This is a genomic window from Streptomyces sp. SM18, from assembly GCF_002910775.2.
Taxonomy (GTDB): domain Bacteria; phylum Actinomycetota; class Actinomycetes; order Streptomycetales; family Streptomycetaceae; genus Streptomyces; species Streptomyces halstedii.
The window spans coordinates 7,459,250-7,472,601 of record NZ_CP029342.1; the positions used below are offsets into that span (position 1 = coordinate 7,459,250).

General features: G+C 74.6%; 10 protein-coding genes. 2 read left to right on the forward strand and 8 right to left on the reverse strand.

What is annotated here, in order from left to right:
• Positions 1–25: 25 nt before the first annotated feature.
• The 8 genes from B9S64_RS32990 to B9S64_RS33025 all read right to left on the reverse strand — a co-directional run bounded on the left by B9S64_RS32990 (position 26) and on the right by B9S64_RS33025 (position 11,230).
• Positions 26–1,978 (reverse strand): anthranilate synthase family protein, encoded by a 1,953-nt coding sequence (locus B9S64_RS32990; RefSeq protein ID WP_103493332.1) that lies wholly within the window; start codon positions 1,976–1,978, stop codon positions 26–28.
• Positions 1,975–2,598, reverse strand: coding sequence for an isochorismatase family protein (locus B9S64_RS32995; protein ID WP_103493331.1), 624 nt, complete (start codon positions 2,596–2,598; stop codon positions 1,975–1,977). Before B9S64_RS32995 ends, B9S64_RS32990 begins: the two co-directional genes overlap by 4 nt.
• Positions 2,599–2,638: 40 nt before the next feature.
• The gene (locus B9S64_RS33000) at positions 2,639–3,409 is read right to left on the reverse strand and encodes a 2,3-dihydro-2,3-dihydroxybenzoate dehydrogenase (protein WP_103493330.1); all 771 of its coding nucleotides are present in this window, start codon (positions 3,407–3,409) and stop codon (positions 2,639–2,641) included.
• 69 nt (positions 3,410–3,478) lie between these two features.
• Positions 3,479–4,660, reverse strand: a complete 1,182-nt coding sequence (locus tag B9S64_RS33005; RefSeq protein WP_103493329.1) for a 3-deoxy-7-phosphoheptulonate synthase — start codon at positions 4,658–4,660, stop codon at positions 3,479–3,481.
• 458 nt (positions 4,661–5,118) lie between these two features.
• A complete protein-coding gene (locus B9S64_RS33010; protein ID WP_258038023.1) occupies positions 5,119–6,291 on the reverse strand; it encodes a transposase in 1,173 nt (390 codons plus the stop codon).
• A 441-nt stretch (positions 6,292–6,732) separates the two neighbouring features.
• Positions 6,733–8,166, reverse strand: a complete 1,434-nt coding sequence (gene pcaB / locus B9S64_RS33015; protein WP_103505207.1) for a 3-carboxy-cis,cis-muconate cycloisomerase — start codon at positions 8,164–8,166, stop codon at positions 6,733–6,735.
• Positions 8,163–10,142 (reverse strand): FAD/NAD(P)-binding domain-containing protein, encoded by a 1,980-nt coding sequence (locus tag B9S64_RS33020; RefSeq protein ID WP_103492731.1) that lies wholly within the window; start codon positions 10,140–10,142, stop codon positions 8,163–8,165. Before B9S64_RS33020 ends, pcaB begins: the two co-directional genes overlap by 4 nt.
• An 83-nt stretch (positions 10,143–10,225) precedes the next feature.
• Positions 10,226–11,230, reverse strand: a complete 1,005-nt coding sequence (locus tag B9S64_RS33025; RefSeq protein ID WP_103492732.1) for an NADPH:quinone reductase — start codon at positions 11,228–11,230, stop codon at positions 10,226–10,228.
• 284 nt (positions 11,231–11,514) lie between these two features.
• Here B9S64_RS33025 and B9S64_RS33030 point away from each other — a divergent pair, with 284 nt between their 5' ends.
• Together B9S64_RS33030 and B9S64_RS33035 are read left to right on the forward strand one after the other, a co-directional pair.
• On the forward strand, positions 11,515–12,000 hold the full coding sequence (locus B9S64_RS33030) for an Rrf2 family transcriptional regulator (protein ID WP_103492733.1): 486 nt from the start codon (positions 11,515–11,517) through the stop codon (positions 11,998–12,000).
• A gap of 94 nt (positions 12,001–12,094) precedes the next feature.
• Complete coding sequence (locus B9S64_RS33035) at positions 12,095–13,315, forward strand: MFS transporter (protein WP_103492734.1); 1,221 nt, start codon at positions 12,095–12,097, stop codon at positions 13,313–13,315.
• The last annotated feature ends 37 nt before the right edge of the window (positions 13,316–13,352 follow it).

The window sequence follows — 13,352 nt, forward strand, 5'->3', positions numbered from 1 at the left end:
CACGTGCCACGATGTGAGACGCCGGTCAGGATCCGGACGGCGCCGCCGTCCCGCCGCCCGGCGGTCCCCCTCCCGTGGGACCGCCCTCCGGCAACCCGGTGAGCAGCGCCCCGACGATGCGCACCCCGTCCCGTGTGAGGACCGATTCCGGATGGAACTGCACCGACGCGAAGTGCGGACCCCGCAGGGCGTGCACCTCACCGGTGTCCGGGTCGCGGCTCACCTCCACGGCCCCGACCCCGCCGCAGTCCCGCTTGTCCTCGCCGCCGCGGGCGGCGAACGTGTTGTAGAAGCCGACCTGTTCGATGCGGCCGAACAGGTCGATCTCCCGCCGCGTGCCCTGGTTGGGCACCGGCCGGCGCACCAGGGCGAAGCCCAGCTCGGCGGCGAGCACCTGATGGCTGAGACAGACGGCGAGGAAGGGCTGCCGCCGCTCGTCCAGGAGCCTGCGGACCGTGCCGCGCAGATGACCGATCTTGGGATGCGCGGCATCGCGCGGGTCACCGGGCCCCGGCCCCAGGACGACCAGGTCGTGTCCCTCCAGCGCGTACGGCTCGTCGAAGCGGCGCACCGTCACCGCGAGCCCCAGGGCGCGCAGTTGATGCCCGAGCATCGAGGTGAAGGTGTCCTCGGCGTCCACGACCAGCACCCGCCGCCCGGTGAGCGCCGGGTCGCACCGGTCCGGGTCCGTGCCCCCGGCCAGCCAGAACGCGGCCATGTCCTCGTTGCGGCGGGCCAGCGCCGACCGCACCTCCGGGTGGTCCGCGAAGCGGGCGGACGGCCCCGCGTGCAGGGCGGAGATCAGCGCCTCGGCCTTCGCCCGGGTCTCGGCGACCTCGGAGGCGGGGTCGGAGTGGCGCACCAGCGTCGCCCCCACAGCGATCCGCAGCGCGCCGTCGGCCGCGATGTCGGCGGTCCGGATGAGGATCGCGGAGTCCAGCTCCGCCGCCCCCCGCGCGTCCCGCCCGACGAGCGCGACGACCCCGCTGTAGTAGCCGCGCCCCTCGGGTTCGTACCGGCTGATGACCCGGGCGGCGCTCTCCAGCGGACTGCCCGTCACCGTGGGGGCGAACATGGTCTCGCGCAGGATCTCCCGGGGGTCGCGCGTGGTGCGGCCCTCGATGAAGTACTCGGTGTGGGCGAGCCGGGCCATCTCCTTCAGGTGCGGGCCGGTGACCCGGCCGCCGCCGTCGCAGATGCGGGCCATCATCTTCAGCTCTTCGTCGACCACCATGGTGAGTTCCTCGGCCTCCTTGGCGTCCGCGAGGAAGGCCATCACCTCCGGCAGGGTGGGCCCCGACGGCGGATAGCGGTACGTGCCGCTGACGGGGTTCATCACCGCCGTGCCGCCGCGCACGCTGATGTGCCGCTCCGGAGTGGCCCCGACGAACGTACGGGCACCCGTGTGGACGACGAACGTCCAGTAGGAGCCCGTCTCCCGCTCCAGCAGCCGCCGGAAGAGCGTGAGGGCGCTGCGCGGGCCGTAGGAGGCGATCTCGGCGGTGAAGGTGCGCTTGAGGACGAAGTTGGAGCCGACGCCCTGGCCGATCTCGTCGGTGACGACCCGGCGCACCAGGTCCGCGTACGGCTCGTCACCGATGTCGAAACGGCCGCCGTCCACCCGGATCGGCCGGTCGCCGATCCGCGCCACCGCCTTGGCGAGCGGCACGGTCTCCTGTCCGGTCACCGTCAGCGCGAGCAGCGGCGCCCCGTCGTCGGGCGCCGCGAACCCCCGCTCGGCGATCTGGCGGTACGGCATGACGACGACGGTGTCGTACCCGCCCGGAGCGCCCGCGCCCGCCGCCCGCAGAGGCAGATCCGCGAGTGACGCGTGCTCGGACACCTCACCGACCAGGACCTCCAGCACGCCGGGGCCGGTGGTCTCGGGGCGGTGCAGCACGGCGAACGGCGGCGGATCGCCGCCGAGGATCCGTCCGAGCGGCCCGGACGGCCCCGCCGGCCCGGCCGACGGCGTCACGCGAACGCCTCCTTGACCGTGGTGACGACGGCACAGCGCCGGGCGGCGTACTCCACCGCCATGCGGTGGTCCTCCCGGCGGAAGTCGGCCACGGCGTCCGCCACCAGGAAGGTCTCGATGTCGTGGCTGAAGGACTCCACGGCCGTGGCGAGCACGCCGATGTGCGCGTACACCCCGCAGACGATCAGCTGGTCGCGCCCGTGGCCGCGCATCCGGTCGAGCAGGTCGGTACGGAAGAAGGCGCTGTACCGCCACTTGGTGAGCAGCCAGTCCCCGGGGCGCGGGGCGAGCGGCTCGACGACCTCGCGGTCGGCGGGGGAGGGGCGCATGCCCGCGCCCCAGAAGTCCTTCAGCAGGCCCCGCTGCCGCTCCGTCATACCGCCCGGCTGCGCCGTGTAGGCGACCGGGACGCCGAGTCCGGCACACTGCCGGCGCAACAGGGCCGCGTTCTCGACCAGTGGGGAACGCAGGGCTTCGGGCAGCGCGGCCAGGAAGTAGCGCTGCATGTCGTGGACGAGCAGCACGGCGCGCGAGGGGTCGATGGTCCAGGGGGCCGTGTTGCGGGGCAGCTCCCCGGCCGTGGGCAGGGCGTAGGGCTCGATGGTCGGGATGCCGGCCATGACGTCCTCTCGTTGTCTCGTGGGTCCGGCGGGCTCGTGGTCAGTTACCCAGGGAGGCGCCGCCGTCCACGAGGAGGCTGTGCAGGGTGATGTGGGACGCCCGGTCCGAGAGCAGGAACACCACGGCGTCCGCGATGTCGTCGGGCCGGGCGAGCTTCCCGAGCGGGATGCCGACCTTGAAGCTCTCGGGGATGCCCTCGATCGTCCTGCGGGGACCCGAGGCGTCCTCCCACATCGAGCTGAGCATGGGGGTGTCCGTGGACCCCGGCGCGACGACGTTGCATCGGACGCCGTACCGGGCGACCTCCAGACCGAGGCACTTGGTGAACATGGCGGCCGCCGCCTTGGACGCCGCGTACGCGGCCATCCCCGTGCGGGGTGTCCCGGCCGCGTTGGACGCCACCGTGACCACGCTGCCGTGCCCGCGTCGCGTCATGCGGCCCACCACGGCGCGCGAGACGTGGAAGACACCGGCGGTGTTGACCGCGAAGGTGTCGTTCCAGTCGTCGTCGGTGAGCGCGACCGCTTCGCCCGTCCGCAGCACGCCCGCCGCGTTGACGAGGTGGTCCACCGGGCCGAGGTGCCGCTCGACCGCCGCCACCGCGCGCTCCACGTCCTCGGCGCGGGTGACGTCCGCCGGGAACGCCGCGACGTCCAGCCCCTTCGCGGCGAAGGCGCCGGTGACCTGTTCGAGCTGTTCCGCGTCGCGGTCGACGGCGGCCACGGCCGTCCCCCGCTCCGCCAGGGCGCGGGTGACGGCGCTGCCGATGCCTCCTGCCGCCCCTGTGACGAGGGCGATGGTCTTCCTCACTTCTACGGACCTCCATCCGAGTGGTGCGGACAGTGCGGTGCGGTACGTGCGGTCTTCGCCGGGGCGGGGTCACCCGCCCCAGGCGGAGATCACCGAGAGCGCCTGCTCCGGGGTGAGCCGTGGGTCGCAGAAGGTCGTGTACGCCCCTCCTCCGACCCGGTGGACGGCCGACGCGTCCTCGACGCACTCGGTGACCGCGTCGGGCGTGGTCTCCAGATGGAGCCCCCCGGCGACGCCACCCGCGTCCTCCACCGCCCGGCGGAAGGCGGCGGCCTCGCGCCCGACGGTCCCGACGAACCGGGTCTTGAGGCCGCCGGGCGCGGTGACGGTGTTGCCGTGCAGCGGATCGGTCAGCCAGATCACCGGGTGCCCTGCCCCGTGGACCGCCGCCACCAGCGGCGGCAGCGCGTCGGCGACGGTGTCGGCGCCCATGCGCGCGATCAGGGTGAGCCGCCCCGGCTCACGCTCCGGGTCGAGCCGGGAGCACAGCGCCAGCAGGTCCCCCGCCGTCATGCGCGGCCCCACCTTGCAGGCGACCGGGTTGGCCACCTCGGCGAGGAGCGCGACGTGCGCGCCGTCCACCTGCCGGGTCCGCTCGCCGATCCACGGCCAGTGGGTGGACGCCAGCAGCAGCCGGCCGTCGTCGTCACGGCGCAGCATCGGCACCTCGTAGTCGAGGAGCAACGCCTCGTGACTCGTCCACACCCGGGCGCCGATCCCGCGCTCGCGGGCCCCGGCGGAAGGGGGCCACCCGAGGTGCCGCAGCACGTCCCGGGCGGCCATGTAGCCGGTGAGGAGCCGCAGCGGATCCGGGCGTCTGGCGTCCGGGTCCGGCTCCGGGCTGTTGACCATGTGGCCCCGGAACACGGGCAGTTCGACCCCGCCGACCGTCTCGACCGGACGGGAGCGCGGCTTCGCGTACTGGCCGGCGATCCGGCCCGCCCGCAGCACCGGCCGCTGCGTCAGCAGACCCAGGGCGCCGGCCATCAGATCCAGCAGGGCGGCCTTGCGCGCGACATGCCCGGCCGTGCACTCGTCGGGGTCCTCGGCGCAGTCGCCCGCCTGGATCACCTGGGCCTCACCGGCGGCCACCCGGGCCAGCTGTGACCGCAGAAGGTGGACGTCACCGCCGGACACCAGCGGTGGCCGGGCGGCCAGTTCCGTCCTGACCCGCGCGACCTGTGCGGCGTCCTCCCAGGCGGGCTGGTGCGGGGCGGGTGCGAGCCGGATGCCGAGCAGGGTGTTCTCCACGGTTGCCTCCGACGGGACGGGCACACGGCCGGCCGTACGGGACCGGCGTCGTGCGGGAAGGGGAAGGGACCTGCGCCAGGGCGGCAGGGCTGCGCACATGCGGTTCACCGGGCCCGCCGGGAGAGGACTTCCCCGGACGGACGGCTCGGTGCGGGGGCGGCGGTCAGGTCCGGGGATCTCCTCGGGCGATCGGCCCGACGCCCGATCCTGTGCGGGAGCCGGGGCCCCGGCCAACGCCCGCCGCCACCATCCGTCAACTGGCCCGGCCGGTCCGTCAGGTCGCCTCCAGGGTCCGTCAGGTCCCACCGGCACCGGTCACACCGACCTGACGGACCCGCTCCCGGCACCGCCCGCACGGCCGCGTGGCGCGGTAGCGTCCGCCGGCCGGAGCCGGGACCGTACGGGGAGACCGGGCCGCCGTCACCGGACCCGGCGGGAGCGGCGGCGCTCTCCGCCGCTCAGCCCGATCCGGCCGGCAGCAGCGATCCCGCCAGCCGGTGCTGCACCCTGACCGTGTGGGCGGCCGAGGCGAGGGTGATGTGGCGGTGCCACCCGGTGAACAGCCGCCCCGAGAAGTCCCTGAATCCCACCTCACCGCCGATGTCCGCCAGGTCCCGCTCCACCCGGAGGGTCAGCCGGGTCAGCCGGAGCAGCTCGCCGGGGCTCAGGGCGGTCAGGTCGGTGAGCCACAGTTGCGCGGGCCACTGCCCCCGCTCCGCGACCCCGATCAGCAGCATGTCGTTCCTGTCCGCCGGCCGGCCCGCGTCGGCGGCCGTCGTGGCCGCGACGGTGACCACCCCGCCGACGGCCCCCACCGGGTCGGGGGCCGGCGTGCGCGGGCCCGCCCGCCGCCCCGGGCGCCGCATGTGCCACACGGTCGACATGATCTGCTGCGCCGTCATGCCGACGCCCCTCCGGGGGAACCCGGGCTCCTCGACGATCAGCCGCAGGGCACCGTCGATCCGCAGCAGCATCGGGGTGTCCGCGTCACGCAGCCGCCCGATGGTCGTGGCCACGTCCGTCTCGCGGGCGTCCATCACCACCGGTCTGACCGGCAGACGGTACTTCCTGATCAGCTCCAGACAGGCCGTGACGGAGCACTGGCCCAGACTCTCCGCCACCTCGGCCTCGGGTATGGCGGCCTGACGGCGCGTGCGCTGGTCCGCCAGCCACCTCCGGGGCAGCTGGAGCCTCCAGTTCAGCGGGGCACTCCAGTACGGGGCCGCGGCCCACACCCCCACCGCCTGCTGGGAGTTGACCACCTGGCCCAGCGCGGGCACATAGCGCCGCTCGACCCCCACCGACGTCGCCCCCGCCCTGGGGATGATCAACGGGTGGACCACGTACGCCTGCGGTGGAGCCACCCGCTCCACGTACTGCGCCAGCGCACGCCGCACCGGCACCCAGTCCCAGGTGGAACTGGTGATGAAGTGGTGCAGGCTCTGCTCCGTCGCGTCGCCGCCGAAGAGCGTCGCGATGTTGCGGATGGACTTGCGCCCCTCGGCCTCCAGCAGACCACGCAGGTAGTGCATGCCCTTGGCGCGCTGGTCGCTGCGCGGCATGGAGGAGAACAGCCGGGGCCCCAGCTCCGACAGCGCGGCGATGTACGCGGTGGACTCCGCCGGGTCCACGGGCCCAGCCGGCCGGAGCCGCCCGACGTGCTCCGACGGCCACAAGGGTCCGACCCCCTCGAACGGCCCCGCGCGTTCGACCGGTTCCGGGCCGGGCCGGCCCGGACCGTCGTGCTGCGACGGCACGCTACCTCTCACGATTACCTCCCTCGGCCGGCCGAGGCCCTCGCGGGACCGGCCGGCGCGGATCCGTGCGGTGCACGACGGCCGATGGTCAACGATCCGGACGTCACGATTCGGTGTCGGAGCGTCACACAGGGCAGCTGAGAGACGGGAGAGGATCGGCAAACGCGCAGGTCAGTTCCGTGTGAGCGGTGAACCGCCGGAACCGCTGCCTCCGCCGGGAGTCCGGCCGGGAACGGCTGGCAAAAGCCGGGAAGGGCCGGGGAGGGCCGGGACAGGCCGGGGCGTGCCGGGGGCGCCCCGGCACGCCCCTCGGAGTCAGGGGCGCAGGGCCCGGTCCACCAACTGTGGTGCGGCACCGGTGTACCGTGCCGGGTCGCACAGCTCGGCCAGCCGGGCCGCGCTCAGGTGCTCCGACACCTCCTTCATGTCCGCCAGTACGCCGGCCAGGTCCCGCCCGGTGCGCACGGCGGTGGTGGCGGCCTCGTCCAGCAGCCGCTTGGCCGCCGCCTTGCCGACGTGAGGGGCCAGGACGGCCGCGATCCGCTCGGACGTCACCAGGCCCCCGGTGAGGTCCAGGTTCTCGCGCATACGACGCGGATCGGCCTCCAGGCCCCGCACCAGGGCCGCGCAGGTGTGCGCGGCCCCGCCGACCAGGCGCAGGCACTCACGCGACAGCAGCCACTCGGCGTGCCAGGCACCGGCCGAGCGTTCGTCCTCCGAGACGAGGCTCTGCGTCAGGGCCGCCGCCAGCGCGGGTACCTGGAGGGCGGCGCAGCGCACCAGGGTGGACAGCACGGGATTGCGTTTGTGCGGCATCGCGGAGGACCGGCCGTGCCCGGGGCCGCCGGGTTCCCGCACCTCGGCGACCTCGGTCCTCGCCATCCCCTGCACATCGACGGCGATCTTCCCGAGCGCCCCGGCCGTGAACGCGAGCGCGGAGGCCAGGTCCGCGATCGGCGTCCGCAGCGTGTGCCAGGGCAGTACGGGCGCGACGAGACCCGTCTCCCGCGCGTAGGCCTCCGTGAGCCGGTCCGCGAACACCCCGGCGTCCACGCCGGGATCCGGGCCGTCGAGCCGGGCGTACTCGACGTATCCGGCGAGGGTCCCGGCCGCGCCGCCGAGCGAGACGGGCAGCCCGTGCTCACGCACCCGCGCCAGTCGCGCGTCGGCGTCCCGCACCAGCCGCAGCCAGCCCGCCGCCTTGAGGCCGAAGGTGGTGGGCACCGCGTGCAGCGCCAGGGTCCGCCCCGCGACCGGGGTGTCGCGGTACCGCCCGGCGAGCCGGGCCACCGCCTCCTCGGTGGCGGCCAGGTCGGCCCGTATGACGGCCAGCGCCCGGTGCGCCACCAGCATGGCGGCGGTGTCCAGGACGTCCTGGCTGGTGGAGCCGCGGTGCACGTACTCCGCGGCGCCCGGGTCGGTGCGGGCGACCTCCCGGGCGAGTGCCTGGACGAGCGGGACGACGGGATTGGCGGTCTCCCGTGCGGCGAGCGCGAGGGCACGCAGGTCCAGCCGCTCGGCGCGGGCGGCGGCGGTGACGGCCTCGGCGGCCCGCTCGGGGACGGTTCCCAGGCGGGCCTGGGCGCGGGTCAGCGCCGCCTCGGCGTCGAGCATGGCCTGCAGCCACGCCGTGTCGCCGACGACGGGTTCCACCGGGGTGCCGGCGCGGACCGGCGACAGCAGCCCCGCGTCCACGAGGGCCGCGTCGGCCCCGGACGTGCCGGGCGCCCGCTCGGACGCGGAGGTCATACGACCACCTCGGTGAGGCCGGTCCCGGCCTCCATGGCCCCCACGGCGGCGGGCGTCCGGGCGACCGGGGGCAGCGCCAGCACGGTGCGCGCGATGGCGTCGGAGTCGCCGAGCGTCACCGAGTCCACGCCCGGCCGGATGCCCGCGGCCGTCACCCAGTGCACGGCCTCCGTGGGCACCCCGTAGGCGAACCGGCGCGGATGGGCCCGGCCCCGGCCGTCCAGGAGGTGGTACGGCCGCTCGGTGACGGCGAGGCCCCCGGTCTCGTAGGCCGTGCCCGGGGGACCGTCGATCCGGTACGCGGACACCTGGTCGGTGTCGAGCAGATGGCGCAGCAGCGGATCGGCGGTGCACCTGAGGTCCGGCTCGGGCAGCCGGGCCTCGATCAGTGTGGTCGCCCGCACCGGCTCACCCGGTACCGCCTCCGAACGCGCCACGAACAACTGGGCGTTGGTGTCGAGCCGCACCTGCACCCCGGGGCCGAGCACCGTGAGCACCCCCGCCTCGATCAGGGCCGTCATCTCCTCGATCCGCGACACCGGCGGCCCGATGGACAAGAACGCGTTCAGCGGCGTGTACCAGCCCTCCAGGTCGTCACGGTGGGAGTCGCCCGCCAGACCGCCGTGGTCGACGACGAGCCGGATCTCGTTGCGCAGGTCGCGCAGCACGTCCAGCGCGGCCTTCAGCGGACCGCTGACGTTGCCCTCGCGCGCCGCCACGACGTCCCGGGCCAGGTGGTCCAGCAGCCACGCCCGGAAGTCGGCCCGGCCGGTGAACGTACGGCCCCTGAGCGGATGGGCCAGCCGGTCCCAGTCCCAGCGCTCGGCCTCGGTGATCCCGGACTCGGCCAGCAGCGGTGCCGGGTCCGCGTCCGGCCCGAGGGCGGCCCAGCGCTCGGTGAAGCGTGCGCGTTCCGCCTCCTGTCCGCGCGCGGCGAGCAGGGCGCCGTAGTGGACGCCTTCCACCTCGCGGGAGATCAGCGGCCACACGTCGGCGCGGAAGTCGACCCGTTCACCCCGTGCGGCGCGGCGGCGCAGCGCGGCGACGCGGTCGGCGTCGAGGAACCGGGGGAGGTGGCGTCCGTGCGCGCCCTTCTCGTTCTCGCCGCGGGCGTGGTAGGGCACACCGCGGCGGGAGAACGCGTACAGCCGCGGCTCCTGCCCCGAAGGCCGGTACACGAGACGGCCGTCCCCCTGTACGAAGGTTCCGCCCCGGCCCGCGGTCAGCAGCGTCATGTGGTCGAAGAAGTTCAGGCCCAGCCCCCGCAGCAGCACGTTGCGCCCCGGGCGTACACCGCTCAGGTCCACGTCGGCGGGGTTGGCCGGGGCGAAGTAGGCGAGGTGGTGGATCCGGGCCAGGCTCGCGGTACGCGCGTCGCGCCGGGTGAGCCGGGACGGCAGATGCCCCTGCGCCAGCACGACCGCGTCCAGACGGTTGAGCCGGACCCCGTTCTCCAGCCGGACGCCCTGCGGGCCCGAGGGCGAGCCGTGGGTGTCGGCCATGGCGACCGCCCGCGAGCGGTGCGCCACCACCCTGATGTGTCCGGGCGCGTCGGCGACGACCCGCCGGAAGCAGTCGTCGAGGTAGTGGCCGTAGAAGGCGCGGCTGGGGTAGGCGTCGGGGCCGAGGGCGCGGGCCTCGGCGATGGTCTCGGGCCCGTACCGCTCGACGTCGCCCAGCAGCGCGAGGCCGCGGGCCCACTCGTACAGCGAGGGGCCGGGCTCGACGGGGCCGTCGATGCCCACGCTGTCGTCCGTGAACACAGTGATCTGGGACGTCACGGTGTTCATCAGCAGATGGCGGGACTGCGCGGTGCGCCAGACAGCCCCCGCCCCGGGAGGCGACGGGTCGATCATGTGCACCACGAGGACGTCGTGGGAGGGCGCGTGGCGCTCGTTCGCGCAGAGCCGTTCCAGGACCGACAGTCCGCGTGGTCCGGCACCGACGACGGCGATCTCCAGCCGGCGTTTCGTCATGGGGACTCTCCTTCTCTCAGAGGGGGGCGGCACGTCGTCGTGCGGGCGGGGGGAATGTGCGGGGGCTCGTGTGAGGAGGCGCGTCAGGCCGCCGTACCGCCGACGGGGCAGCCCTCGGCGACGCGCAGTACCAGTTTTCCGGCGACCTTGCCCGCCTCCAGCCTCCGGTGGGCCTCGGCGGCCTCGCCCAGCGGCAGCACCTCCGTGGCCCGGGGACGCAGCGTCCCGTCGGCCACCAGGGTGTTGATGTGCGCGGCCGCGTCGGCGAGTTCGTCGGGCCGGGCGTTGGAGATGGCGAAGCCGTGCACCGACCGGTCGTGGAGGTACAGCGCCCCGGTCGGCAGCACCGGCCGGGTCCGCAGACCGGCGAGGACGACGGCGCGCCCGCGCGGGGCGAGGAGGTCCACCGCCGTCTCCAGGTCGTTGCTGCCGGAGGTGTCGATGTGCAGGTCAACACCTCCCGGGGCGTACGCGCGGATCGACCGCGGCGCCCCGGGGTCCCGGTAGTCCACGACATGGTTGGCGCCGAGCCCCCGGCAGTGGTCCGCGTCCTCGGCGGAGGCGACGGCCACCACGCGCGCACCGGCCTGAGCGGCCATCACCACCGCGGCGCCGCCGACGTTTCCCGCGCCCCCGAGGACGACGACCGTCTCGCCCGCGCGCATCCGCCCGTGGGTGAAGAGCGCGAGGTAGGCGGTCGAGGCCGGGTGGGACAGCGCCACCGCGTCCACCGCGTCGGCGCCCTCCGGCAGCCGGTACAGCCGGTCGGCGGGCACCGCCACCCGCTCGGCGGCCGCGCCCTGACGGCCCGCGTGCCCCAGGCTGCTGCACCACACCCGGTCTCCGGCGGCGAAGCCCGGTGCTCCGGGCCCGGCCCGGGAGACCGTGCCCACCACGTCCCGTCCGATGACGAAGGGGAAGGGCACGGGCGTGCGCCACGCGCCCGACCGCACGAAGGTGTCGACGTGGTTGACGGCGGTCACCTCGACGTCCACGAGCACGTCGTCGGGACCTGGCCGGGGCGGGGGCACCTCACCGACCTGGATGAGGTCAGGGGAACCGAGCTCTTCGACGTAGGCGGCACGCATGGTGCTGGATTCTCGTCGCGCCCGGCCCCTCCGACCGGTTGAGGGCGCGGTACCGTCCAGGACCCGTCACCTCCGTGTCCTGGGTCCGTCACCTCGGCCACCGATCCGTCAGGTCGCCGCCACCGATCCGTCGGGCCGGCGCCGCCGGGTACGCGTACGGACCCGGACAGTCCCAGGGCGCTTCCAGGCCCGGAGCCGTTCCGTACACATGGCGACGCGTCAACTTTGGCGCATTCCCGTCGAGTCCGCGCGGAACAGGAACCTGGACATCTATCATCCTGGTTATGCGGATGGGTGAGGGAGTCGAGTGGGGCCTGCACTGCTGTCTGGCGCTGGCCTGGCTCGAAGACGACGAACCGGTGCCGACGGCGACACTCGCGGCCTGGTTCGGGCTGCCGCCCGCGTACCTGAACAAGCGTCTGCAAGCCCTGGTCCGGGCGGGCATCCTCAGCTCCACGGCCGGGGCCCGGGGCGGCTTCCGGCTGGCCCGCCCCCCGGAGCGGATCACCCTCATGGACGTGGTCACCGCCATCGAGGGACGGGACGACGTCTTCCGCTGCACCGAGATCCGGCAGCGGGCGGAAGAGGAGGAGACCGCCGAGCTCATCCAGGAGTTCCAGCGGCCCTGCGGAGTCGCCTCCGCGATGCGCCGGGCCGAACTGGCCTGGCGCCGTGAGCTCGCCGGACAGAGCGTGGCGGACCTGATGGCGGCCGCGCCCCCTGGGGCGGCCGACCGCAACCGGCGCCGCTACACCCGGACGAGCCGCTGACCGCACGCCCGCACGAGGCGCCGACCGTACCCGCCGTGCCGAGCCGCCCGCCACGCGGCTCCCACCCCCGCGCACACCTGTAAGGAGAATCTGGATGTCTGATGTCTCTGTTTCGTCCGACCGCCCGGCCGTCGGCCGGGAGTCGAAGACCGAGCCGGGGGGACTCTCCTCCACCCTGGTCCTGGCCTTAGGCACGTTCGCCGTCGGCACGGACGCCTTCGTGGTGGCCGGGTTCCTGCCCTCCATGGCCGACTCCCTGCACGTGTCGGCGGCGCGGGCCGGCCAGTCCGTCACCGTGTTCGCGGGCGCCTACGCCGTCCTCTCACCGGTGCTCGCCACCGCCACCGCGCGCCTGCCGCGCCGGACCCTGCTGGTGCTCGCCCTGCTCACCCTCGGCGTGGCCAACCTCGGCTCGGCGCTGGCACCGAACTTCGCCGTACTGATCGCCAGCCGGGTCCTGGCAGCCGCGGGCGCCGCCGCCTACACACCCTGCGCCGGTGCGGTGAGCGCCGCGCTCGTCCGCCCCGAACTCCGGGCCCGCGCCCTGGCCGTGGTCGTCGGGGGCCTCACCGTCGCCACCGCGCTCGGGGTACCCCTCGGCAACCTGGCGAGCCACTGGCTGGGATGGCGGACCGCCCTCGGCCTGGTGGCCGCGCTGTGCCTGCTCGTCGCCGCCTGGCTGCGGGTGATCATGCCCGCGCTGCCCGGCAACGCGCGCGTGCCCCTGCGCACCCGGCTCGCGGTGCTGCGCCGTCCGGCCGTACTCGCCGTACTGCCCCTCACCGTGCTCGGCATGGGAGCGTGCTACACCGCCTACGCCTACAGCGTCCCCGCCCTCGCCGCGGTGGACATCCCGGAGAGCGCGCTGCTCTGGATGCTCTTCCTCTACGGCCTGGGCGCCGTCATCGGCAACCTCGCCGCCGGCTACGCGACCGACCGCTGGGGCTCCGTCCGGGTCCTGACCACCGGATACGTCTGCATGGTGCTCGCCCTCGGCCTGCTGGCCTGGCTCGCCGCCGCCGATGTCTCGCTGCGCGTGGCGGTCGGCCTGCTGGTCCTGCTCTGGGGAGCGAGCAGCTGGTGCCAGACGCCCCCGCAGCAGCACCGGCTCATCGAGGTCGCGCCCCAGGAGGCCCCTCTGGTGGTCTCCCTGAACTCCTCCTCGATCTACCTCGGCATCGGCCTCGGCACCGTGCTCGGCGGGCTCACGCTCCCGGCCGGAATGGCGACCGTGTACGGACTCGGCGCCGCCCTGGCGTTCGTGGCCCTGCTCTTCCTGCGCGTCACGGCACGCTCGGCCGCCCGCGCGGACTGAGCCGTACCCGATGTCCGCAGCGGCCCGGACGACCAGA